The organism is Pseudomaricurvus sp. ABR4_320 (assembly GCF_056159445.1).
In genome coordinates, this window is the sequence record NZ_JBSWVF010000003.1 from 553,999 (window position 1) to 578,001 (window position 24,003).

At 46.7% G+C, this 24,003-nt stretch carries 21 protein-coding genes; 12 read left to right on the top strand and 9 right to left on the bottom strand.

Annotated features, from left to right (window positions below):
- The first annotated feature begins 802 nt into the window (after positions 1-802).
- Positions 803-2,905, top strand: a complete 2,103-nt coding sequence (locus ACXAFR_RS08635) for a TonB-dependent siderophore receptor (RefSeq protein WP_475175622.1) — start codon at positions 803-805, stop codon at positions 2,903-2,905.
- A gap of 67 nt (positions 2,906-2,972) precedes the next feature.
- On the opposite strand, the gene yghU is transcribed toward ACXAFR_RS08635, so the two are convergent.
- The gene (gene yghU, locus ACXAFR_RS08640; protein ID WP_475175625.1) at positions 2,973-3,881 is read right to left on the bottom strand and encodes a glutathione-dependent disulfide-bond oxidoreductase; all 909 of its coding nucleotides are present in this window, start codon (positions 3,879-3,881) and stop codon (positions 2,973-2,975) included.
- Between the two features lie 207 nt (positions 3,882-4,088).
- On the opposite strand from yghU, the gene ACXAFR_RS08645 reads away from it, so the two are divergent.
- Both ACXAFR_RS08645 and ACXAFR_RS08650 read left to right on the top strand, forming a co-directional pair.
- Positions 4,089-4,988 (top strand): DMT family transporter, encoded by a 900-nt coding sequence (locus tag ACXAFR_RS08645; protein WP_475175626.1) that lies wholly within the window; start codon positions 4,089-4,091, stop codon positions 4,986-4,988.
- 14 nt (positions 4,989-5,002) lie between these two features.
- Complete coding sequence (locus tag ACXAFR_RS08650; RefSeq protein ID WP_475175629.1) at positions 5,003-5,299, top strand: hypothetical protein; 297 nt, start codon at positions 5,003-5,005, stop codon at positions 5,297-5,299.
- A gap of 12 nt (positions 5,300-5,311) precedes the next feature.
- Here the strand turns inward: ACXAFR_RS08650 and ACXAFR_RS08655 are convergent, their stop codons facing one another.
- The 5 genes from ACXAFR_RS08655 to puuE all read right to left on the bottom strand — a co-directional run bounded on the left by ACXAFR_RS08655 (position 5,312) and on the right by puuE (position 9,907).
- Positions 5,312-5,998, bottom strand: coding sequence for a TetR/AcrR family transcriptional regulator (locus ACXAFR_RS08655; protein ID WP_475175632.1), 687 nt, complete (start codon positions 5,996-5,998; stop codon positions 5,312-5,314).
- Positions 5,999-6,097: 99 nt separating this feature from the next.
- Positions 6,098-6,589 carry an MOSC domain-containing protein gene (locus tag ACXAFR_RS08660; RefSeq protein WP_475175635.1) on the bottom strand — a complete coding sequence of 164 codons (492 nt, stop codon included), beginning with the start codon at positions 6,587-6,589 and terminating at the stop codon, positions 6,098-6,100.
- Positions 6,590-6,885: 296 nt separating this feature from the next.
- On the bottom strand, positions 6,886-7,701 hold the full coding sequence (locus ACXAFR_RS08665; protein ID WP_475175638.1) for a DUF1194 domain-containing protein: 816 nt from the start codon (positions 7,699-7,701) through the stop codon (positions 6,886-6,888).
- 403 nt (positions 7,702-8,104) lie between these two features.
- The gene (locus ACXAFR_RS08670) at positions 8,105-8,878 is read right to left on the bottom strand and encodes a ferredoxin--NADP reductase (RefSeq protein ID WP_475175641.1); all 774 of its coding nucleotides are present in this window, start codon (positions 8,876-8,878) and stop codon (positions 8,105-8,107) included.
- 117 nt (positions 8,879-8,995) lie between these two features.
- The gene (gene puuE, locus ACXAFR_RS08675; RefSeq protein WP_475175645.1) at positions 8,996-9,907 is read right to left on the bottom strand and encodes an allantoinase PuuE; all 912 of its coding nucleotides are present in this window, start codon (positions 9,905-9,907) and stop codon (positions 8,996-8,998) included.
- A gap of 279 nt (positions 9,908-10,186) precedes the next feature.
- Between puuE and ACXAFR_RS08680 the strand changes: the two genes are divergently transcribed.
- Positions 10,187-11,956, top strand: coding sequence for a vanadium-dependent haloperoxidase (locus tag ACXAFR_RS08680; RefSeq protein ID WP_475175649.1), 1,770 nt, complete (start codon positions 10,187-10,189; stop codon positions 11,954-11,956).
- An 89-nt stretch (positions 11,957-12,045) separates the two neighbouring features.
- On the opposite strand, the gene ACXAFR_RS08685 is transcribed toward ACXAFR_RS08680, so the two are convergent.
- The gene (locus tag ACXAFR_RS08685) at positions 12,046-12,483 is read right to left on the bottom strand and encodes a low molecular weight protein-tyrosine-phosphatase (RefSeq protein WP_475175652.1); all 438 of its coding nucleotides are present in this window, start codon (positions 12,481-12,483) and stop codon (positions 12,046-12,048) included.
- A gap of 239 nt (positions 12,484-12,722) precedes the next feature.
- On the opposite strand from ACXAFR_RS08685, the gene ACXAFR_RS08690 reads away from it, so the two are divergent.
- A complete protein-coding gene (locus ACXAFR_RS08690; protein ID WP_475175656.1) occupies positions 12,723-13,532 on the top strand; it encodes a sulfotransferase family protein in 810 nt (269 codons plus the stop codon).
- Between the two features lie 64 nt (positions 13,533-13,596).
- Complete coding sequence (locus ACXAFR_RS08695; protein WP_475175659.1) at positions 13,597-15,018, top strand: MBL fold metallo-hydrolase RNA specificity domain-containing protein; 1,422 nt, start codon at positions 13,597-13,599, stop codon at positions 15,016-15,018.
- A gap of 32 nt (positions 15,019-15,050) precedes the next feature.
- Here ACXAFR_RS08695 and ACXAFR_RS08700 read toward each other — a convergent pair whose 3' ends face one another.
- Entirely contained in the window at positions 15,051-15,377 is a 327-nt protein-coding gene (locus ACXAFR_RS08700) for a hypothetical protein (protein WP_475175662.1), read from the bottom strand.
- A gap of 247 nt (positions 15,378-15,624) precedes the next feature.
- On the opposite strand from ACXAFR_RS08700, the gene ACXAFR_RS08705 reads away from it, so the two are divergent.
- From ACXAFR_RS08705 to ACXAFR_RS08730, 6 genes are all read left to right on the top strand, one after another.
- The gene (locus ACXAFR_RS08705; RefSeq protein WP_475175666.1) at positions 15,625-15,798 is read left to right on the top strand and encodes a hypothetical protein; all 174 of its coding nucleotides are present in this window, start codon (positions 15,625-15,627) and stop codon (positions 15,796-15,798) included.
- A 654-nt stretch (positions 15,799-16,452) separates the two neighbouring features.
- Positions 16,453-17,886 carry an undecaprenyl-phosphate glucose phosphotransferase gene (locus ACXAFR_RS08710; protein ID WP_475175669.1) on the top strand — a complete coding sequence of 478 codons (1,434 nt, stop codon included), beginning with the start codon at positions 16,453-16,455 and terminating at the stop codon, positions 17,884-17,886.
- 59 nt (positions 17,887-17,945) lie between these two features.
- Positions 17,946-19,196 (top strand): glycosyltransferase, encoded by a 1,251-nt coding sequence (locus ACXAFR_RS08715; protein ID WP_475175672.1) that lies wholly within the window; start codon positions 17,946-17,948, stop codon positions 19,194-19,196.
- 10 nt (positions 19,197-19,206) lie between these two features.
- Complete coding sequence (locus ACXAFR_RS08720; protein WP_475175673.1) at positions 19,207-20,544, top strand: lipopolysaccharide biosynthesis protein; 1,338 nt, start codon at positions 19,207-19,209, stop codon at positions 20,542-20,544.
- Positions 20,541-21,740, top strand: a complete 1,200-nt coding sequence (locus ACXAFR_RS08725; RefSeq protein ID WP_475175675.1) for a glycosyltransferase — start codon at positions 20,541-20,543, stop codon at positions 21,738-21,740. The genes ACXAFR_RS08720 and ACXAFR_RS08725 overlap by 4 nt, the downstream gene beginning before the upstream one ends.
- Complete coding sequence (locus ACXAFR_RS08730) at positions 21,730-22,650, top strand: sulfotransferase domain-containing protein (protein WP_475175678.1); 921 nt, start codon at positions 21,730-21,732, stop codon at positions 22,648-22,650. Before ACXAFR_RS08725 ends, ACXAFR_RS08730 begins: the two co-directional genes overlap by 11 nt.
- Before the next feature lie 329 nt (positions 22,651-22,979).
- On the opposite strand, the gene ACXAFR_RS08735 is transcribed toward ACXAFR_RS08730, so the two are convergent.
- Entirely contained in the window at positions 22,980-23,978 is a 999-nt protein-coding gene (locus ACXAFR_RS08735) for a hypothetical protein (RefSeq protein ID WP_475175681.1), read from the bottom strand.
- Positions 23,979-24,003 lie beyond the last annotated feature (25 nt).

Sequence of the window (24,003 nt, forward strand, 5' to 3'; positions counted from 1 at the left end):
TTCAAATCGTTTACTTCCCGCTGAATTAACTCGCTCACGCCAGCAAACGCTACTATTGAAGTGGCAAACATGCGTCTGACGACGGCCCTGGAAGACCCAGCCCTTTCCATCATCCAATGCATAAGCTCACCAGCAACAGTGCTACTAAGCGCGTGCCGCTGAGCAAAAGATGTATTGCAGCGTTGCAGGCCTTTGACCATCGCGACGGAAGAACAAGTAAAAAGACTTAACCCGTTGAGCGCAGCAGAGAGGATTGCGGAAGACATACGCACGCCCACAGCAATAACGCTGCCTGCGACCCGTGCATAGTGAGACGCTGCATTTCTCATAAATAAACTCCACAAACTCAAACAACGCACTCACAGCTTTTCGACACTCTGTCGATGGCCCACTGCTTTGGCGGGCTCTTTAAGCAAAGGAAGATTATCAAAGCGGCATACCAGCATGTTGCCACCGCTCCGATCTTCTTCTAATGAGCGCAAGAGTCAGACCCTTCACATTTCTTAATAGTTCCCAGTTACCGGGCGATCCCAGCCAACTTTACACTCCACACCCCCAAATCTAGCCTGAAAACTGCCATTTGGGAGACCGCTACCCGCCAAACGGGATTTGACAGGTAACTGGCGCGCGATCCATCGGGGCGACTCACCCTACAGGAGAAATATAAAAGTTTTTTGACAGCCCTAACAACACGACGGCCAGCACGCCAACATCAATCAAAATCACCAGAACACTAGTTGATAGTAATTATCATTACAATTAACATGAGGATAACTCCCAATATTCCCTCCTACTTAACGACATGAAACATTTACCGCACTCGCTCGTCGCCCTTCTTTATCTTCCTGCCAGCCTACTACCACTGAGCGGCCATACCGCAGAAGGAGCTGAGGAACTGGAGCAGATCATCGTGTTTGGCCGCCAGTCCTCGTATTTCGAGCGGTCTCGCGATACCGCCCTGAAAATGTCTGCCGACGTGCTGGATACCCCATTTAGCGTCAGCGTCATCAATGACACCATGCTGCAAGACTTGAAGGCCACCACCCTCGAAGATGCCTACGGATACATTTCCGGATTTTCTCGCGCGGGCACCAATGCTAATGCGTTTACCGTAAGGGGCATCAGCTCGGATTTACAGAACATCCAGGTCGACGGGCTACCGGGCCTCGCCTCCCGATTTGGCTCCCCACCGACGGCCAACGTAGAACGCCTGGAGGTTTTGAAAGGGCCAGCATCAGTCCTTTACGGCTGGATGGATCCCGGCGGCATGATCAATATCATTACGAAAAAGCCAGAAGCTGAAAGCGCCACTCAACTCAACGCCAACTATCGACAGTTTACAGGTTATGGCGACGCAACTGCGGAACTATCGATAGACACCACGGGCGCACTCACTCAAGACGCCACCTGGATGTACCGACTGGTCGCTGGCACAGAGAGCGGAGACAGTTTTCGAGACTATGTCGAAGAGGAGACCGTCTATTTATACCCCAGCGTTTCCTGGCAGCCAGCCCCAGAGACCCGGCTGGATATCCAGTTTGAATACCAAAAAGAAGACCGCTCAGGCGACGACGGCCTTTTCGTCCTCAACCACGATCTCAGCACCGCAGCCGATATCGACACTTACTACCAAGAACCTGGCGACAGTGACGACGATGAAGGCTACGTAGTGGCCGCAAGCTTAAAGCACGAATTTAGCGATTCACTTGTCGGAAACGTAAAATGGCGTAGCGTCTGGCACGAGGATGACCGCAACCTCTACGAAAGCAATAGCGTACAAGACGACACCATACGTCGCCGCAACCGCCACCAGTATAATGAGCGGGAATACCACTTTATCGATGCCAATCTAACCTACAGTTTTGACACTGGCATCACACACGACCTCTTGATTGGCGTCAACGGTGGCTACGAGTACCGCCAATACGACCGTATTGCCTTTGACACCCGCGGAGCCAATATTGCGATCTACAATCCCGAGTATACCGGGCGCGTACTGGAAGATGATCCTGGCAGCTTTCGCCGGTGGAATCTGTACAACTACGGCTTATACGCATTCGACCGAATTCACCTGAACGAACAGTGGACCCTGGTCGCTGGACTCAGGGCAGATTTTCAAGAAGGCGACTACCACCTTTATTATCGTGACGAAGACACCACAGACGATGACGAAACAGATACAGACAGCCTGAATTTCAGTGGCGGCGCTGTGTATCAGATTACCCCCCAAGCATCCCTGTATGCGAGCTACGCACAATCTTTCAACCCACAGACCGTGGCCACCTATGATCGCAATGGCGAACAACTGGATCCAGAACAGGGTGAGCAATTCGAGATAGGCTTCAAACTGACAGCACTCGACGAGCGACTGAACCTACAAATCAGTGGTTTTGATATTACCCGTGAAGATGTGGTTGAAAACAACGGCGACTACAACGAGCCCGTCGGCGAGATCACCAGCCGCGGCGTCGAAGCCGATTTACAGTACATGGTGACAGACAATCTCCAACTGCAAGCGGGGTTGACCCAACTGGATGCAGAGGTCAGCGCAACACTGGACGATAACACGCGCCACAATCCACCCGCCTTCGCACCAGAAACCAACGGTTTTGTATGGATGCGCTACAACTACCCATCTCCAATACTGGGAGGGCTAATCGGAGCCAGCCTGGGCATCAACTACGAATCGGAGCGCTACACAGATGAAGACGAAACACTGCGCGTTCGCCTTCCCTCTTATACGCTGGTTGACGCGGGCTTTTACTATGAAAGAGATAAAGTGAAATACGCACTAAACTTGTCCAACCTCACGGACGAAGATTACTTTGTCGGAGGTAATCGCGACTACCGGCTTTATCCAGGTAACCCACGGGAAATCAGCGTCTCGGCACAATTCAGCTTCTGAACTTGCGCCTCTCGACAGCAGACATGCAGTCAGGGGCAAACCAAAGGCCTGCCTCTTTCCGCGCACTTTAGAGGCGCTCACCACCTCGAGCCTGCACCTGATCCTCACGATTATTCTCAAAATCGCTTGCGCTGTGCCGCTCTCGCAATTGCTCAGACAAATCACCAAAGGTTCTATTCACCATCCGCCCACGCTGAACCGCAGGGCGAGATCCAACACGCTCCACCCAGCGATCAAGGTGAGTGTATTCTTTCACATTTAAAAACTCTTGCGCACCATAGGCTTCACGCATAATCGCACCATACCAGGGCCAAATCGCCATATCCGCTATGGTGTAGGCATCACCAGCCAAATAGTCGCGCTCAGCAAGGTGGGTATCGAGCACGTGCAATTGACGCTTGGTTTCCATCGCGTACCGATCTATCGCATACTCAATTTTGAACGGCGCATAATTATAGAAATGCCCGAAACCACCCCCGACAAAGGGCGCAGAGCCCATCTGCCACATCAGCCAATTAATGGTTTCTGTTCGACCGACAAGATCCTGAGGCAGAAAGGCACCGAACTTCTCCGCCAAATAGATCAACATGGAACCGCTCTCAAAAAGCCTCAAAGGAGGAGAAACGGAATGATCCATCATCGCAGGAATTTTAGAGTTGGGATTGATCTCGACAAACCCGGAACCAAACTGATCACCATCACCGATCTTAATCAGCCAAGCATCGTATTCAGCACCGGAATGCCCTAACGCCAACAGCTCTTCCAGCATGATAGTAACTTTCACACCGTTGGGGGTTCCCATGGAATACAGCTGAATAGGATGCTCACCAATGGGCAATACCTTGTCGTGGGTCGCACCGGAAATGGGGCGATTAATACTCGCGAATTCGCCACCGTTCTCCTGATCCCAAGTCCACACGGCCGGGGGAACATATCCCGGCGGCTGATTATTGTTTGCAGCCTGATCGTCTGCCATTGCTGTCTCCTTGTCATTGGGCTGACACCGCACGAATCTGTGGCGAATGCATAGCTCAGTGATATATATGAATAGTATTGGACCTCATGCAGCGTGAAAACTGGCAGAACCCAACCAAACTTGACGTTACGTGTTCCAACCGCGCTCGGTTCTTTAACCAAGACCAACAGGTTACACTGAACGCATTACACCATAACGCACAACGCCATGCTAAATACCCTCTGCTACTGGGCTGTGATTTTCATCTGGTCCACCACACCACTCGCCATTACCCTTGGCGCCAGGGAATTAACCCCCTTGGAGGGTTTAACCTGGCGGGTTGCCATTGCACTGGCATTTGGATTTCTTATCTCGCGACTACTGGGCAGCAGCACATCATTGCGATGGCGGCAGCACTGGAAAATCTACAGCGCCGCCTCGTTCAGCCTGTTTCCCAACATGGTGCTCGTATACATCGCCGCGGAGTATGTGCCCTCCGGTGTAATCGCTCTCTTTTTTGGATTATCACCCTTTATCATGGCACTGCTCGCCATCCCTATACTCGGCGAACCCTCATTGACCCGGCGCCAATGGATCGCTCTGCTGCTGGCGTTCGCAGGATTATTATTGATTTTTGGCGATGACAGCTTAATGAGCCCCGAAGGGTTTATGGGCGCACTACTGCTCGTGCTCGCCAATTTACTGTTTAGTATTAGCGCACTGTTCATAAAGCGTTTCAGCCGAGGCAAGTCCGTGCACCCGTTGGAGCAAACCAACGGGGCCATGATTATCGCTCTGCCTTTTCTAACCGTGAGTTGGGCACTTTGGGATGGCATCAGCCCGCCACTAATGACCCCGATCAGCATGCTGTCGTTGATCTATCTGGCATTGATTGCATCGTTAGCTGGCTTTATGGCCTACTATCAGGCGTTGAAATCACTGCCTGTTGCGACGGTATCACTCATACCACTGATTATCCCAATGGTCGCACTGGCGATTGGCGTCACCTTTGCGCAAGAAACCCTATCGATAAGACTGCTTCTCGGCGCATCCATGATTATTGGAGGACTCGTGATCCATCAAAACTTAATATCAACGTGGCGCCCCACCCGACGCGTCACTAACTAGCCCTCAATTCTGCCGTGGCCAAAAAGCCAAACGCAACCCATTGCGAACTGTGTCAGCGACAAACCCGCCTGACGTTTCACCACCTGATTCCTCGCAAAATGCACAGACGCAAGCGTTTTGCCAAGCACTATAATCGCGAGGAGTTAAGCCAAGGTATTTGGATCTGCCAGCCGTGCCATAAAGGCCTGCACAAACTTTATGATGAGCAAACGCTTGCCAGCGAATTTAATTCGCTGACAGCCCTACAGCAAGACGACGCCATACAACGGCATGTCCGCTGGGTCGCTCGACAACGCGTTAGAAGCGAATAACAAGCACCACGCCTAGCTGGCGACGCGCTGCTCAGTCCCTTGCGTATAACCAGCCCAAATCATATCTGTAAGATAATTCATCAGACTTTTCGCTCGAGTTGTTTTGCGCTGAGCAACAATGCTCGCGGCAACGCCTTTCATGGTAAACAACACCAAATCATTAGCGGTTTCCAGAAATTCGTGCCCCGACCAATGGGGAAACAATTCTCGCACAGCTTCAATGAACTGCTTTTCAAACGCCTTTTCGACGGGCTCAAGTATGGCTCGCAACTCTTGATCTGTCCGCGACGCGCCGACCAACTCCTGAAACGCGGTAAAAGAAGGTAAGTTAACGTACTTCCAGGCAGCAGTAATACCTGCATAAACATCATCACGAGTCAGATTTTGCGCAGGCTGATCAATATTTTCCATCAACGCCGCATATTCGCGTAAACGAGCTTCCTGCAAATGTGCAATCAGTGCTTTAAACACAGATATTCGTGAAGGAAAATGATGCATCATCGCGCCGCGAGAAACGCCAGCATACTGTGCAATCAGCGCTGTTGTTGTGCGCGAATATCCTAACTCAATCAAACACTCTACGGCCGCCTCCATAATCGCGTTTCGAGTAATTGCGCTTTTCTCGGCCTGCCAACCGCTTCCACGCTCACGCCCTGCTGGGCGCCCCCCTTTTTCCTGTTGTGAATACCGCCCCACCATGTCATTACCACTTCATTAATTCTTTATAAGAATTTTAGAGAACCAATGCCATTTTGTATATTCAGTTTTGATCTCTTTTGACGCAAAACTTGAAACTTTTTACGATTTCTCATAAGCAACAACAGAATTTCCACGACAGATATCACCGCCCTCTAATATACGAGCACAAAGTCCACCAATTCCCCGCATCGCATTAAAACCTCCAGCACCCAAGGCCACTTCCATTTTTGAACACGGATGACATTGTGCTGCCCCTTCCAGCAAAACATTTCCAACTTTGAATGTGCGCCCCGATAGGGCATGCAAATTTATGCCTTCGATGATTAAATTGCGACGCAGCAAACGAGGATCAATTGAAGAGCGCTGCAGGAACGACGCCAAAACCGCGAGATTTTCATATTGAAATATCGTCACCTGCCGCTTGCTGTCGATCCGACCTTTGAAACGATCACCAATCAAACCCTCTCCCGGCTTCGCTTCAACCTTCTCAACAGACAACATCATTTCACCTTTCGCCGGACGCAATAGGATATCAACCACTCTCCCCTGCTGAGGCAAGGTCGCCATCAAATCCTTTATGTTTCCACGCATACACATACTCTCCTTTAACACGGGTGAGCTAACGATGCCTCAAATAACGTTGCCAAAGCAACAAACCTATGACGAAAATGGTCAGACATCGGCGGACCCGTCTCTCGCATCCAAAGGAGAAATAATGCACTTGCAGCACCCGCAAAACAACGATGGCAACGAAAGGGATATTCAGAGCACACTTAGACAGATATGCGGCAATAAGCCAGCAAGCTTATGAGCGAAGGAAAATTACGAAAGGCGAAATGAGCGCAGTTGAGAAGCCGAGGAGACAAACATCACCTCGGCGCTGATAATCAGGCAGAAAAATCAGAAGAAAAGCGACGACGCTCCGACAACAGAAGCATTAAGATTGCAACCAGCGAGCCCCCAACCGATGCGGTGGCGCCGTTTATTTCTGGCACAGCATTGACCACTCCAGGCGGCATAGGGTTTTGCGGCAACCCGCCGGAACCAGTCTCTATTGCTAGCTTTGCTGCCAATGTATCTTGAAACTCATCGAACGAATCCGCCTCAAGATAAAAACCACCGCCTGCCGATGTAGATTCGTCAAGGAATGCATTATTCGAAAATCCCACACCCAGCGCATTAACGGCAACCCCTTGATCCGAGGCGATTTCAGCAGCATCAATAGCAGCAGCTTGAGAATTGGGGTACCCATCCGTAGAGATATCGATGATCATTGCATCATAATCACTCGCCACTAAATCTGCAGATGCGACCTCTACAGCATCTGCAGTATTGGTACTGCCATACTGCTGAGATATATTAGAAAACTCAGAACCAAAATCATAGGCAGATGCATCACTATCAATCAGTGTATATCCAATCTCCTGAACAACACCCGTGGAAAATTGGTACGCACTCACCATAAAGGTATCGCCAGAATCCAAACCAGGAACAATGTAATTACTGTAAAAATCATCCTGAAAAATACTTTGATAGGCTCCGGTCTGCAAACTAAAATCTGAAGAGTAAATGCTACTAGAGCCATCCAGCACCAGCGCCAGCCCATAGTCCGCTGCACCGGCATGAGCACCAGATAAAGCTGCACCTACTGCGGCTATCAAACCAGCCCTTTTTCCCAAACGCCTTACATTTTTTATGATCACCAGGAGTCCCCCTCCAATTTAAGTTACGCCACTCTTACAAGGGCGCAGAGATACGCTCAAAGAGATTTTGAGCACCAGCATTCGGACTGGTGATGACGACGCTTCAAGGCCTGCAACTATTACGCAGGCGCGCACCAATAATACGACTTTACGACGCATATAAACGCAGAGTCATCACCCGGCATTCAACTCTGGTCGAATAGAAAAACGTGAAGGAAAAGGAAGGCAAAAAGAGAAGCGACATCCCTGTCAAATCTATTCCGAATCCATTCGTCGATCTGTGTATTAACTTACAACAAAAAGTAACACTTGTTACTTAAGAAACGCAATAACGTTTTTATGAAATCTTTAAGACACCGACGCTCAAAAATCGAATCTTGAAAACAAGCGAGCCAACCGCAGCTTACTGCTCTACAAATGCCCGTTCAATAACATACTCGGCCCGATGCCCGTGGCGAGACTCTTTAAACCCCAAGGCATCCAAGAGGTTACAGGTATCCTTCAGCATGCTCGGGCTACCACACAGCATAAAGCGATCATCTGCTGTTGTTGGATCGGGCAATCCAATATCCCGAAACATTTTACCGCTCGCCATCAAATCCGTAATACGACCGGTATTGCGAAAATCTTCTCGTGTTACCGTGGGATAATAGATCAACTGATTCTGAATCATTTCACCCAGAAATTCGTCGTTGGGCAATTCACGCTCGATAAAATCCTGATACGCAAGGTCAGAAACCTCTCTCACACCATGTACCAGTATTATTTTCTCGAACTGCTCATAGACGTCGGGATCGCGGATAATGCTCATGAACGGGGCAAGCCCTGTCCCCGTCCCCAGCAAATACAGATGTTTACCATCAAGAAGGTTCCCTGAGATCAAGGTTCCTGTCGGCTTGGTACTTAGAATGACAGAATCCCCCACTTTTAGCTTTTGCAAGCGAGATGTCAGCGGACCATTGGGGACTTTAATGCTGAAAAATTCCAGCTCGGGCTGATAGTTTGCACTGGCGATACTGTAGGCTCGCATCAGTGGACGACCTTCCACCTCCAAACCAATCATAATGAAATGGCCGTTTTCGAACCTCAGCGACTGCTGTCGCGTGGTGCGAAAGCTAAACAATGAGGAATTCCAGTGGTGTACATGGGTAACGGTTTCATTGATAAATTTGGACACGACAAACTCTTTTGGGCTCGTGGACTTCTGGCGCCAGGAGAGATACTCCGAAGCACCAACCGCCCCAAACACTACCACAAATGATAATAATTATCAATTAAGAAGTATCACCAATCGCTACTTTCCCGGATGGAAATTTTCATGCCAGTGACGAGCGATTTGCTCCCGCGTGCAAACCCAAACATCTTCGTACGGCTCTATGTAATCTAAGAACATTTGCAGAGCACGAAAACGTGCAGGCCGGCCGATAATTCGACAATGCAAACCGATGTTCATCAACTTGGGCGCCGTCTCTCCCTCCTCATACAAAACATCAAAAGCATCACGAAGATAAACGAAAAACTGCTCTGCATTATGAAATCCCTGGGGCGTCGCGAAGCGCATGTCATTCGCTTCCAGCGTATAGGGGATCACTAAATGAGGCTTATCAAAACTGCAATCCCAAAATGGTAGGTCATCCCCATAGTTGTCGGAGTCATATAGAAACCCTCCCGCCTCAACCACAAGAGCGCGCGTATTGGGACTGTCACGCCCAGTATACCAACCCAGCGGCCGCTGCCCCGTCACCTCAGCATGCACCTCAATGGCCGTCTGAATCTGACGCCGCTCTTCGTCAATGGGCATAAATTGATGATCAATCCAACGGTAGCCATGACTAGCGATTTCCCAATGTGCCGCCTGCATAGCGGCCACCGCCTCCGGGTTGCGAGCCAACGCCATAGCAACACCGTATACCGTGACAGGAATTTTTTTCTTTTCAAACAGACGGTAAATGCGCCAAAATCCCGCCCGGCTTCCATACTCATACATAGATTCCATACTCATATGGCGCGCAGGATAAGATTGAGCGCCGATGATGTCAGAGAGGAACGTCTCTGAGCCGGCGTCCCCATGCAGCACGCAGTTTTCACCACCCTCTTCATAATTGAGGACAAACTGCACGGCAACGCGGGCTTTGTTTGGCCAAGGCTCAGCAGGGGTATGACGGCCATAGCCGATAAGATCGCGAGGATAATCCGTTGTGGTCATTGACGCTCCCGAGTGGAATAGGTCTGAAATTTACGACCACACTAACGCCAACGGGCTGGCGACACAATTTCTCCCTGCAACCTCCTACCACAGCCCGCCCCCAAAAAATGGTAATAATTCACATTTTTTTGGAGCACTAATTCACATTCTAAAACCAGATCGCCGCTTAACATAAGTTTGCGTCGTCGGTTTCTACCGACCTCCTCAAGGATACACCGCCAGAATCCCCCCGCTGGCGGTGTCGACTCCGCTAAGTTTCAGCGTATTAAAGGAGTTCCCATGGCAGCCAATCCCGGCCGCACGGACGAAATTATAGACACGGCGGCGCGCCTACTGCAGCGGTCTCCGGCCGGCCACTCCACCAATGGCGAAGAGTTGATCTACGCCTGGAGCGGACGCTATCTGGCCAGCTTTACCAAAGGTCTTCCCCACGACTACAACACCGGGCTGCTAAAGAAACCAGAAAATTTTCAACAACTTGTCACTGCCATTGATTCAGGAAACGGGGACGACTTTCGCAGCACCCCAATGGGTCCGGAAGGCAACCGCATTTCCCCCAGCTGGAAGGCTGCCGTCCACGCTGGACGAAGAGTAAAAGATTGGGACTACGGCGAAACCCGCCTTGCCGAAAAACCCAAATCAGCCCTGGCCAATACTGGCCAGCTCGCAGAACTCGCGGCCAACCCTGCCCGGCACAAACTGCCACCTCCACCGCGCCTGGGCAGCCCCGAGCTGATTGCAGAAATGGCTGAACTCTACAGCCAGGCAAAACTCCGAGACATTCCATTTACGGCGTTTATGGATTCCGGTATCGCCGCCCAAGTAGAAGCCAACCCAGCTGAACACCAGAAGGTTCAGGCAGAGATTGTTCGCCTTAACCAATTGGAGTGGTTTGGCAGTCGCTACGGCTTTAATACGAAGAGCACCGGAAAAGCAGACAGTACCGACGAAGCCCATCGTCGGCGCGGCCCTTTAAACGCACAATCCGTTTTTCGCGGCGTGAGCCCGGGAGATTGGCAGGGCCCTTACATTTCCCAATTTCTGTTAGCTGGCACCCGTGGCGTAGACAGTTGCAGCCACGAAGCGACGGATGGCTTTATTCAATTTGGCAGCCTGCGTATCGATCAGCGAGTTCGCTACGCCATCCGCGGCCACGACTACCTTACCGACTGGGATACTTGGTTTGACGCTCAAAACGGTGTCGAAGTTGACCAGGAAGGCATGTATGAACAGGAGCCCTCCTACCGTTTTCTGGCAACCCCCAGAGATCTGGCGACCCACGTTCACAACGATACGTTTTACGAAGCCTACCTCAACGCTAACTTGATCCTGCTCGCCAACGAGCTGCCACTCGATCCGAGCTTGCAGGGCAAACGCCGCATCAGCGCCACACGCATCATCGCGCTTCTGTCACAAGCAGCAAACCGAGCGTTAAAAGCGGCTCGCTACCACAAGTTTCATATCCACCGGCGCCCACGCCCCGAAGCGACTGCCGGACTCATGGAAAAATACAGTGAGATCTACCCTGCGATTCAGCCACTGAGTCGCATGATCGGCGCACTGTGTGACAGCGGGCACTTTGGCGATTGGGGCAACCCGATAGGCGCCAACGGACAAGAAGCCGAAAACCGCTTATTGCCCCTTGCCTTTCCAGAAGGTGCGCCCATGTCACCGGCGTATGGCTCAGCTCATGCCACCGTCGCAGGCGCCTGTGTCACCGTGCTAAAAGCACTTTTCGATCACACCGCCCCGTTGAACATCGCAGGCTACAACCCGAACAAAGCTCTCGTCGCCAGCGAAGACGGCGGCAAACTGAACATTCTTACATTGCCGAAACCCCTAACGGTTGGCGACGAGCTGGACAAACTCGCCAGCAATGTTGCTCTAGGCCGCTGCTGGGCAGGCGTTAATTATTACAGTGACTATTTAGAATCCATGCGCATGGGTCAAGCCATAGCGCTGGAATTATTGACCGAACAGAAACGCGACCGCCTGGCGGACACTCCTCTTTCCGTTTCGCTATTCGAAGGCGGAGTCGAAATCATCTGAACAGAAGCCGTTTAACCAGTTACCACACGGGGGCTCCAGGCCCCCATTTTTTTGCCTGGCGAAAACGCCAAACCGCCAAACCTCTTCCGCTATAGATACTTTACCCAGTCGTCTGTGTAGCGATCTATCTGATGATAGACATGCACAAAAGCTTCGCGGCTTTTACGATAGGGATCCGCCACCGGACTGCTATCTTGCCACTTGCCCAATAAAAATGTTTTGCCACTGACCTGAGGGGCAAGCCGATGAATCTTACGCACCATTTCCGGCTCCATCGCCAGCACAAGGTCAGCCTTAACCAGATGATCAGTACGCAATTGACGCGCCTTGTGCCCAGAAGGATCAATGCCTTGCTCCAACAGCAACTCTGCTGCCGTTGCCTCGACCGGTTGATCCACCAGCGCCCCAAGACCTGCCGACCGAACGACCAACTGCGGCTTGGCCGCGAGCTTGTGCCGCAGCAGATATTCCGCCGTAGGGCTGCGGCAGATATTGCCGATACAAACAAAAAGAATGGAGTTAAACATCGAACAACTCAAAAACCAGGCTCTTGGCCTAATGATAATACGTCCAGGACACGGCTAATCGCAAACAGCGACCGACAAATAATGAACAAACATCAACGGCCCGCCATTGACAGGTATCGACACTCGATAGAGACTGCTGGCATGCAATATTTCTTTCGCCGACATACGCTGGCGACGCAGCCTCTTAGAACCTTGATCCGCTCGAACTCCTGAAAGGTCACCACAAATACAGAAATACCGTGACACAGAAAAAACCGACTCTCATTTACATCATGGGCTGCTGCCGCAGCGGCTCAACCCTGCTAGACATTATGCTGGGCAATAACTCCGGCGTAACCAATACGGGCGAACTGATGTATTACAGCGAATTCAACGGCTGCCCGAACGGTTTCGGACCAAATACGGACAATCACCACTTCTGGCAAAAGGTGACCAGCGATATGCAGGCGTCTCTACCGGCAGCCTCTTTCGATGACTTCAACAAGCTCACCCACCACTTCGAAGATAACGCCAGCGCCTGGCGTTGGCTCGCCAACATACCCAGCTCAAAAACCGAAGCTGCACACTATAAAACCGCATTAAACACGCTGATTTCCTTAATCTTTCAGCACTCAGGTAGCCGCTTTTTAATCGATTCATCGAAAAACCCAGGCCGAGCCCTGAACCTAAGCCGATACCTTGAGAATGTCCAACTGCGGGTCATTTACCTACACAGGCGCAGACGAGATGTCATCGCGTCCTTCTCGAAAGTCGGCCTGGCACAACCACGAAAGAACCCAGTATCGGCCCGACTCTACTATTCAGGGGTTCATTTTCTTTGCCGTCAGGCATCCCGACGCCTGGGTAACGACATCGTACTGCCCGTCAGCTATGACGCATTGGTGGCCGATCCGATTCCGACACTGCACCGAATACAGGAACATTGCGGCCTGCCTGTAAACGAATGCATCGCCAAACTAGAAAAGAATCAACCGCTCGATCCGGGATACATCTTCAACGGCAATCGGATGCGACTCAACAAAGAAATCTACCTGCAGCGCTCCACCTAAAGCCATTCAATTCAGCCTGTGCTAAACCTGTTATAACCAACAACGTTTTCGCAGGAAGGCCCTCTTGGACAACACCTTTTATTCCATACACCATCATGGAGCTATAAACGGTGTGACCGGCTCCTGCCACGAACTAAGGTTCAACAAAGGCCCCGGCATACTGATCGATTGCGGGTTGTTCCAAGGCGCAGAAACCTCTGCCAACAAGGCGGGCGCCGACCAGCTGCACATCGACTTCGACATCGCACATATTCAGGCTCTGATCGTCACACACGTCCACATTGATCACGTTGGCCGCATACCCTGGCTGCTTGCTGCCGGGTTCAACGGCCCCATCTATACCAGCGAAGCCTCTGCCGCGCTTCTACCCCTCGTTCTTGAAGACGCCCTTAAGATTGGCGTTACACGCAACAAACGGTTGATCCGCCAGTTTATGGGGAAGATTCACCAACAACTGCGACCGATTGCCTACAAGCACTGGCAAACGATTATTTCTGACAACGACAGCAACCTGCGTATCAAACTGCAACCTGCCGGGCATATACTTGGTTCTGCCTATGCAGAATGCGACATTCGGCGATTTAAGCAAAAACACAGAATTGTCTTTTCTGGCGACTTGGGCGCCCCTCACGCACCTCTGCTGCCAGCCCCCAGAGCGCCCTATCAGGCAGATACCCTCATCATCGAAAGCACCTACGGCGACCGCCAGCATGAAGGCAGACGGCTACGGCGACAAAGACTCAAGCAAGTCATTGAACGGTCGCTGGAAGATCGAGGTGCCATTCTCATACCCGCCTTCAGCATAGGGCGCACCCAGGAAATTCTCTACGAATTGGAAACCCTGATACATGAAAGCCACACCGACAGAGCGTCAAAAAGCAAGAAGACCAACCTCTGGAATACGCTAGAAATCATTGTAGATTCTCCACTGGCTGCCCGCTTTACCGAACAATATCGAGAGCTCCAGCAGCATTGGGATAAAGAAGCTCTGCAGCGGCTGAGACGAGGCCGCCACCCACTCAGTTTTGAACAGCTCTACACCGTTGAAAACCACGACCAACACATTACGGCCGTCAACTACATCAAGAGCACTGGCCATCCGTGTATCGTGATTGCCGCCAGCGGAATGTGCGCCGGTGGGCGCATCACCAATTATCTAAAAGCACTCATTGAAGATTCACGCACCAACATCCTCTTTATTGGTTATCAAGCCGCGGGAACACCCGGCAGAGACATACAAACCTGGGGACCACGGGGAGGCTACGTGATGCTCGACGACAAGAAATACACCATAAAAGCCAAGATCGATACACTGGGCGGCTACTCCGCCCACGCCGATCAGAACGGATTAATCAACTTCGTCAGGCGCATGCGCCACAAGCCCCAAGAAATTCGAATTGTTCACGGCGACGATAAGGCGAAGAAGACACTCGCCAACCTGTACAAACACATGGGAATTAAACGAGTGCTCATTCCGGAAAAATAGAAAACCAAATTAAGATCTAATTGAGCAGGCCGCTAAAATTGTGCAAAAAAGGTAATGCGATCTGGCCCAATCGTCCAATGACCAATCTGCACGCCGACCGCGGCGCCAAGGGCATCAACCACTAAGTCCTTGCCACTAAACACATTATCATCCTGCTGACTGTCATAAACCTCTTTCAGAATTCCAGGCACCAAGGCGATCATAAACGCCTGTGTCCGATTCTCGGTATAGGCATAGGCTGCCGTACCCAGCGCCGCCGACACCAAAAAATGCTTTTCTTTATCCTCCCCGGTCCACTCATCCGCATGCGCATATGCGGCCCCCCAAAAACCAAACAACAAAACCACCAAGACCCGCATACTGCCTCCCTTTATGCGTAAACACCAAATGAGGTACAACGACTGCCTACTGTCAAAACCCAAAGAACAGAGAAAACATAGTTCAAGCTCTGGGCGCCCACCAGAAGCTTTACTCAAAAACCAAGAGTTTTTGGCACCCGAATAAACCTTGACCTATGAACAATAAACAACCAGTGATAGTATCCAGAGACGAACATTATCCAATCGTCCCGGCCAAGCGCAGGACGCACCCGAAGGAGACAGGCTTATGAAACATTATGCAGCCATCGCGTCAGCCGCTCTGCTGTTGGCGTCGCTATCTGGCACTACACTGGCACAAACGGAGAAGGTTCCGAGCACACTCGACACAGGTGCGGCTGGCACAACCAGCACCACGGGCACCACGACAACAACAACCACATCGACGACCTCTACTGAATAAGCAACACCACGCCCTTATTCAAACCTCAAAACGCGGCGCCTGCCGCGTTTTTTATTTCCACGACTGAAAACCGCGCCACGCCGATCATAGCCAGCACCCTGTCGCCTAATCCATCATGCTGTCATTTTTACGCACCAGCGCCGCACATTAATTCTTACCAGGCACCAGAATCGTACACAACCTAACTTTACAGAAAAACGATTTATGCGGCAGAAGGACTTGTTTTAGCGACACTCAAATAGCACCCGGCAATACTTTATTCGTAAAAGGGAACTTTTTGCGTAGCACACTATTGCCAAGATTTCCTTGCAGACATTAAAGTTTCATACATGGGGCATAGGCTTTATCAAAATTAACTACTGAAGAACTAAATGTAGGTAATTTTTCGATGTTGATGATTGGTGTATTTATTGCTCACATTCATTCAACAGCGAGCTGTCTATCTCGCAGGAACACGCATCAGTGATCACGCTTTTCTTCGCTGGCTTGTCCACATAAAAATTCCAACAACGCTGCTTTATTAGCATCAGCCGACAGCCAAGAGCGTGTTGAGCTGTGCTTAAAAAATCATATGAGGGATCGTCATCCCTCGAAGCTGGTACCCTGTTTTACTAAGAGCATGGAGCCAACTTCCTAAATTTGGGAGCCGCAGCGATGTTATTGCGTCAGGGATTGATTAAACCCCACGCGTCACAATTTGCATTCATTTCACGATGCATGGACTGCCTGCTGATCGTAGCAGGCGTTGCGATCGTAGGCTGGTACTCGGGCAGCAACCTCAATAGCAACTATTGGGTTGGAGGCTTGGCGGCCGGAATGCTGCATCAAATTTTCGCAGACTTTACTGACATATATCGCTCTTGGCGCGCAGAAACCCCATGGGCAGAAGCGCGCCAAGTCTGTATCTGCTGGCTTGCCAGCTTCTTCCCTGTCTTCCTCGTTGGCCAATTTGGCCCCACATCAGAAACGCTTTTTGCCTGGCCAATGTTCGCTCAGTGGTTCGTATCCGCATTGGCCCTTATGCTTATTTGGCGAATTATCGTTCGCACAGGACTTCGCTTATGCCGTCGCAACGGTTTTCATACGCGCACAGCAGCAGTAATAGGTACAGGTGACCTTGCGCAAATGGTTGCTGAACGACTACAGCAATCAACCTGGGCCGGGCATGAATTCCAGGGCTTCTACGACGATCGCAGTGAAAAAAAGATATCTGAAATAGACCAACGAGATCCTGGTAGCGAACAAAGCACCGTAAAGCCTGCAGGAAATCTTAGCAAACTTATTGACCGCGCCGAAAAGGGAGAGCTCGACAGCATCTATATTGCGATGCCCATGAGAGCTGAAAAGCGCATCAAAGAGTTAGTAACTCGCCTATCAAACTCCTCAGCGACTGTTTATGTGGTCCCAAATCTCTTTGTATTTGATCTACTCTATGCCCGCTGCATAGATCTAAATGGTCTACCCGCCATCAGCTTGATTGGTGAACCTAACCGAGGCTTGAATGGCATTCTAAAGCGCCTAGAAGACATTATATTATCGAGCATAATTCTCACTTTAATATCCCCTTTGATGCTGATGATTGCTTACTTGGTAAAAATCACATCTGATGGTCCGGTCATTTTTAAACAACATCGGTATGGCATGGACGGCAAACCAATAGAGGTTTGGAAATTCAGAACCATGAAAGTGATGGAAAATGGAAAAAGCTTCCGTCAAGCGACAAAAGATGACGACCGAATTACTCGCATTGGTCGAATCTTGAGAAGGACCTCCTTAGATGAACTCCCTCAGTTTATTAATGTACTCCAGGGCACAATGTCTATCGTTGGCCCCAGGCCTCACGCCGTAGCCCACAATGAAGAATTTCGCTCAATAGTTAAAAGCTACATGCGTCGACACAAAGTAAAACCAGGAATAACTGGATGGGCACAGATCAATGGTTATCGCGGCGAAACCGACACACTTGAAAAAATGGAAAAGCGCGTTGAGTGTGATTTGGAATATATAAACAACTGGAGCTTTTGGTGGGACATACTCATCATTATGAAAACCTTTACCAAAGGATTCACAGGTAAAAATGCATACTAGTTGCAACCTAAAATAATCACACAGGAGCGATTTACCGCTCCTCTAAATAGGGCAAAGAAATGAGCTTAAGCAATTTAAGAGTCGCAGTTGTTCACGATTGCCTACCTGTAATAGGTGGCGCAGAGAAAGTTCTTCAAAAAATTATAGAGCTGGTCCCAAATGCAGACATCTACACATTAATCAATTTCTTGCCGAGCAAAGAACAAAAAGAGCTCTTTGGATCTTGTAAAATTTTCACCAGCTATCTAAACAGTTTACCATATGTTAATAAGTACTATAGAAATCTCTTACCATTATATCCCGGTGCTATAGAGTCATTCGACCTAGAAAAATATGATCTCATAATCTCATCAAGCTATTCGGTAGCAAAAGGGGTTATTACACACGCAGATCAGCTTCATATTTCTTATGTTCACAGCCCTGCAAGATATGCGTGGGATTTAACACACCAATATCTAAGGCAAACAGGATTAAATAAAGGTCTAAAAGGGCATCTAGCCAGGTATCTTCTAGGTAAATTTAGAGTATGGGACTATCGAACATCAAATGGCGTTGATTGTTTTTCAGCAAACTCAAATTTCATTGCAAAACGAATATGGAAAACTTATAGAAGAACTGCCGAAGTGATATATCCGCCGGTTGATCTCAATAAATTCACTTATAGATCTGAAAAAGAAGAATTTTACTTAACCGCTTCACGCCTTGTTCCTTATAAAAGAATTGATGCGATAGCCGAAGCATTCACCAAAACACCAAACAAAAAACTTGTCATTATTGGAAAAGGTCCTGAAGAGACCAAAATCAACAACATCGTTTCTGGCCATGACAACATAGAGGTACTTGGGTATCAATCAGATGAGGTACTAATTGATTATATGGGAAGGGCAAAGGCATTTATTTTTGCAGCCGAAGAAGACTTTGGAATAATCCCGCTTGAAGCACAAGCCTGTGGAACCCCCGTAATTGCTTTCGGGGCTGGTGGAGCACTAGAAACGGTCGTTAACCATGACTCTAACAGAAAAAAATCAACGGGCATATTCTTCGAAGAACAAACTCCAGACTCAATTCTAAATGCGGTTATTAAATTTGAAAATATTGCTTGCAACATATCCTCTCTTAATTGTAGAGAGCATTCTTTAAAGTTCTCGCCTGAGGAATTTAAATCAAAATTTTCCAATTTGTTGACGAAGGAAATTAAAAATAAGTGGGGGTCTGAAGCAATATACTCTTCCACAAAAAGAGAATCGGATCTGGCAAAAATTGAGCCTATAAAATTGCAAGGAAAACACGCTTTAGTAAAAAACTACTAAACTATTTACCATGCCAAACAAAAATACCAAACTAAAATTAACGAAGAAATCAACTTCAGAGAAAATAAAAAAGGCTGCTTTCTTAGGAATATCTATAAAACTTGCAGGAGCAGCCCTGTCTTTCTTTATGTTTTTCTTTCTGGCGCGAAGCATGAGCGCTACAGGCTATGGAAATTTCAGCATTTTATTTTCAACAGCGACGTTGATATCAGTAATAGGTAGTTTTGGTCAACGATCATTATCACTGCGACATGCTTCTATCTTTGTATCTGAAAACAAAACCGAAAATCTACTTAAAATAATTTCTTCAGGCTACGTTATTATTATTCTTGGAACGTTAATAACTACAATCGCAACCTCTGGAGTGATCTACGTAAATCAAGGAAATCTGACATGGATGAATTTTCAGATATTATTTATTATATCCATATCCATATCTCTATTAGAGTATCAATCTTTTTACTTAAGATCATCAGAAAATATAGCACTCTCCCAAATCCCAAGAGATGTGTTATGGAGATCCTCAATTGTTATTTACTGTGGTGTATATATATATCTAATAGGCAACGAGCTTTCCCTTGAACATGCGACCTACATGGTTGCCCTACTTGCTATTGCCGCTTGCATCATCCAACTTTTCAAGCAAAACCTATTTTCAATCTCGAGCCTTCTTCTTACACCTAAGATCTTACCAAATAAATCGATTATCTCTGAATCGCTTTCACTTTGGGGGGTGTCTATCACGCAAATAGCCACGCCTAATTTAGCCCCGATTGTCCTCGGCTTCTATTTTTCTGAAATTGAATCTGGTAGCTTTTTTTCTGCGATGAAGATAGCAATGCTACTAAACATTTTCCTACTTGCATCAACAGTAATTGCTGGACCGCTTATATCTAAAACTTACAACAATAAAGATTATAATGAAACGCAAAAAATTTGTTTTTTAATAACATGCATTTCTAGCGCTGCTACCACTTTAGTCTTCTTGATCTTAGTGGTATTTGGAAAGGATTTCTTACAAATGTTTAACGAGGAGTTCTCTAAGTCCTATAGCGCTCTTCTTATTATCGCAGCAGGATATATAGTAAATGTAGTCTGCGGCCCAACCCTAGCATTAATGGAAATGACCGGACAATCATCAAACGCTTTTAAATTATTACTAATATCAAACATAATCTCTATTGCAATGCTTCCCTTACTAACAACAGAGTTCGGACAGATTGGCGCAGCAATATGTATTGCACTATCTACTTCTTTATGGAATTTTCTAGCGGTTATTTACTGTAAAAGAGAACTAAATATAGATCCAAGCTTATTTTGCGTCTTCCGATTGAAAAGTAAATCATGAAAATTTGGATACAATGCTTTAACTATTACCCTAATGAGCTAGGGGGCTCCGAGCGGTCCGCTCGACAATTAGCAAAGGGTTTCAAATCACTAGGCCACGACGTTCGAATAATTGTTTCCGATGGCAGCAAACCATACCCTGAAAAATGCGACGATATTCCAATAGAGGTTTTAGAGGGACTTAAGATAGGAAAAAGCCCTCTAACAAAAGATAGAAGTTTTATCCAAAGGGCAACGTGGAATTTACGTGGCGAAGTTGACTTCAGTATTTATCATCGAACGACTCATCTATTACGGAAATATAAGCCAGATATCATTTTTTTTAACAATCCCGCTGGTCATGGCTCAATGATGATGATGGCAGCGCAGTCATTCGGAGTGCCTTATATACCTATTATTAGAGATTACGGCTGGTTTTGTACTTATGGCGTGATGTTCAAAAAAAATAAAATATGTAATGGACTATGTTCTGACTGCAAAATACTTTTCAAACTTAGAAGAAAAGTTATATCAAAAGCACATAGAATTATCGCAATAAGTGATTTCACAAAAAAGCTTACGCTGGACTTCGTTGACTACAACCCCAATAAAGTCACATTAATATACAACTCCGTACCCGACGAGTTTATAAATCTCCCAAGAAAACCCAAACTTCAGAATTCAAGTAGAATTAGATTCGGCTATTTGGGGAGACTACATCCTATCAAAGGAATCAACGAAATTCTTAAAGGGTGGGAGCTTTCACACCTATATAGTAAGGGCCATACGTTAAAGCTAGCAGGGGAAAATCAAGGCATTTCTATAGATTACTTTTTAAAGAAAGACTTAAATATTGAATACCTCGGCCACAAAAAAGCAATAGAATTTTTGGATAATATCGATGTATTACTAGTGACATCCACATGGGCTGAACCATTTGGCCGTAGTATTATAGAGGCGATTAGCAGAGGAACTTATGTAATAGGTTCTTCCCAAGGAGCTATGAAAGAACTAATCAAATTTCCTTTTGGTGAAACTTTGGAAACTATAACTCCTAAACAAATTGCCTCAACTCTAGAAAATTTCTCAAATAATGCCAGTAAAATAGTAAAGAATATGTCACCCCAAGCGATTGATAATTATATGGGAAACTATAGCTATGAGAATATGATGCATAAATATAATAGTGTGGCAGAGGAAGAAATTAATGGAATATAGCGGAAAAGTTCCAAAACTATTTATTTGTGGATTTACCAAGTGTGCCACAAGCTCTCTGCACACTTGGTTGACCTATCATCCAAATATCGTCGAAGGAAAGCGCAAGGAACTTGAATTTCTTTATGACGAAACATCTTATTTTTATAAGAAAAATTTTAATATTCACAAACAAGGAATAGAAGGATATAAGTGCCTTTTCCCACAAGACAGAAAAAACTCAATTTTTATAGATTCAACGCCCGCCTACGCCTATCATGACACCGCTTTAAAAACTATATCTCAGTTAAAAACAGAAAAACTCTGCGTCTTCATTATTCGAGACCCAATAGACCACATCCTTTCTACATACCACTATTTTCATAATAATAAGCAATACATTTCTAAGAACATAACTCTTGACAACTTTCTAGAAATGCTTATTAGCAAAGAAAACAAAGTTATTTTTAAGCAAGATCACCTTAAAAACGCTTTAGAATATGCTCAATTTTCTTACTGGATTGAGAGATGGCAAAGCACATTAGGGAAGGAGGATATTCTTATCTATGAAATGAAAAACTTGCTTCAAAACCCCAAAGTAGTTGTAAATCAAATTGTGTCTCGTTTAAATCTAGCTACAGATATCTTTGATGATTATAGCTTTCCAGCAGAGAACGAAACATATTACGTAAAATCTCGCACATTGCAGGCACTGAATACATTTTCAAGAAAATACCTACCTCAAGGAGAGGTCTACAAAAAGCTAAGAAACTTATATCGCTCACTAAATACAACCAAGGAGAAACCAAAAACTACGGATTCGACGCAGATTTTAATTAGCCAATTAAAAACAGTTCTTTATCGTGAAACAGAGTATGTAAATAAATTCCAAAATGGTTATACGCCAAACAAAAAATTAGAGTTTTCGTCTTAGGCAGTCATATTCCAAAAATACAATTTTCAAAGAAATATTATGACGGCGTTTTTATTAATTCAAATAAAAATCAGTAACGCGGCTTACCATATCAAAAATACCAAAGAGCTAGCCACAGAACACTTTAAACTCATACCTACGGATATCTCATGAAGTATCCGATCCTAGTGCGCTTCTTTACGAGACTTTATATAAGGTGATTCACTGAATTAAAACAATTTTTATCGGAAAATATATAACTTCGGTCTTAGTTATTACTAGAAAAGATAATTTATTTTTCCTCCACTGAAAGCTCTCAGCGGACCGAGTACAAAATTAGTAAACATGGGTCATTTCAAAGAAAATCGATCAAATTTTAATTCATATTTATCATTTAGGATTCCAAAATGTGCTTCAAAACTTTTTCCAGAACTATTTAGATCCTTTAACTTATATATACAAAACAACTCGTAACCCAATACGTTCGCAGTTTTGTAAGATTCTCTTAACAAACTCGCCTGTTTAACAGGTGAAACTCCCTTTTTATGCTGACCATGTGTAGACCAACCTATCTCAGTAATGAATCGCTTCTTATCCGCCCACTCACTTCTATCTAAGAAATTTTTGACCAAATTTAAATTTTTAGATATCGCTAACGCCATATCCTCTACCTCCCACTTCAATACATAGGGGTGCAATCCAACCACATCGAGATATCTATGCGCATTAGTGCCTACAAAACTTTCAAAATAGGAAGTATTATCGCCAAATTTAATAACGCTGAATAAAGATTTTCCTGTAAAACTACCGCCGATTAATTCTACATCCGGATAAGATTTTTTGACATTCTGATATGTAGCCTTTAACAAGCTTACGTAATCTTCTACGCGTCCTTTTTCCGATGGACCAATTGTACCATCCCACTCATTCCAAACTTCAAAATATCTAACTTCATTTTGAAATTGACCAACGACGAATGACGCATAATTTGCAAAAGCACGAACAGCCTTCTTTGATTTAGGCTTGTCTCCATTATCATAAATTGAATTCGAATACCCCAGAACTATTATATTTCTAATTTTTAACTCTTGAGTTCTCTTTATTATGTACCGCCAGTTTGGGTGAACTTCGTACTCTCCAACTTTTTCTTCTACAGCTTTCCAGGGGACCCCCCAGCGAATATATTCTACGCCCAATTTTTTAGCAGAATTTAATGATAAATCTATTTCCTTTTCACTCAGATTCCATAATTTTTCATTCACACATATGGGAGTTGATTCCATGGAACTAGCAGATAAGCTAACCAACATGAGGATAGTGGATAATATGCTATAGACAATTTTTTTCATCCAACCCACCATATTGGCCCAAAAT

Coding starts and splice junctions, on each gene's coding strand:
- ACXAFR_RS08635 (WP_475175622.1), top strand. CDS start 803: ATGAAACATTTACCGCACTCGCTCGTCGCCCTTCTTTATCTTCCTGCC.
- yghU (WP_475175625.1), bottom strand. CDS start 3,881: ATGGCAGACGATCAGGCTGCAAACAATAATCAGCCGCCGGGATATGTT.
- ACXAFR_RS08645 (WP_475175626.1), top strand. CDS start 4,089: ATGCTAAATACCCTCTGCTACTGGGCTGTGATTTTCATCTGGTCCACC.
- ACXAFR_RS08655 (WP_475175632.1), bottom strand. CDS start 5,998: ATGGTGGGGCGGTATTCACAACAGGAAAAAGGGGGGCGCCCAGCAGGG.
- ACXAFR_RS08660 (WP_475175635.1), bottom strand. CDS start 6,589: ATGCGTGGAAACATAAAGGATTTGATGGCGACCTTGCCTCAGCAGGGG.
- puuE (WP_475175645.1), bottom strand. CDS start 9,907: ATGACCACAACGGATTATCCTCGCGATCTTATCGGCTATGGCCGTCAT.
- ACXAFR_RS08680 (WP_475175649.1), top strand. CDS start 10,187: ATGGCAGCCAATCCCGGCCGCACGGACGAAATTATAGACACGGCGGCG.
- ACXAFR_RS08685 (WP_475175652.1), bottom strand. CDS start 12,483: ATGTTTAACTCCATTCTTTTTGTTTGTATCGGCAATATCTGCCGCAGC.
- ACXAFR_RS08700 (WP_475175662.1), bottom strand. CDS start 15,377: ATGCGGGTCTTGGTGGTTTTGTTGTTTGGTTTTTGGGGGGCCGCATAT.
- ACXAFR_RS08705 (WP_475175666.1), top strand. CDS start 15,625: ATGAAACATTATGCAGCCATCGCGTCAGCCGCTCTGCTGTTGGCGTCG.
- ACXAFR_RS08710 (WP_475175669.1), top strand. CDS start 16,453: ATGTTATTGCGTCAGGGATTGATTAAACCCCACGCGTCACAATTTGCA.
- ACXAFR_RS08715 (WP_475175672.1), top strand. CDS start 17,946: ATGAGCTTAAGCAATTTAAGAGTCGCAGTTGTTCACGATTGCCTACCT.
- ACXAFR_RS08720 (WP_475175673.1), top strand. CDS start 19,207: ATGCCAAACAAAAATACCAAACTAAAATTAACGAAGAAATCAACTTCA.
- ACXAFR_RS08725 (WP_475175675.1), top strand. CDS start 20,541: ATGAAAATTTGGATACAATGCTTTAACTATTACCCTAATGAGCTAGGG.
- ACXAFR_RS08730 (WP_475175678.1), top strand. CDS start 21,730: ATGGAATATAGCGGAAAAGTTCCAAAACTATTTATTTGTGGATTTACC.
- ACXAFR_RS08735 (WP_475175681.1), bottom strand. CDS start 23,978: ATGAAAAAAATTGTCTATAGCATATTATCCACTATCCTCATGTTGGTT.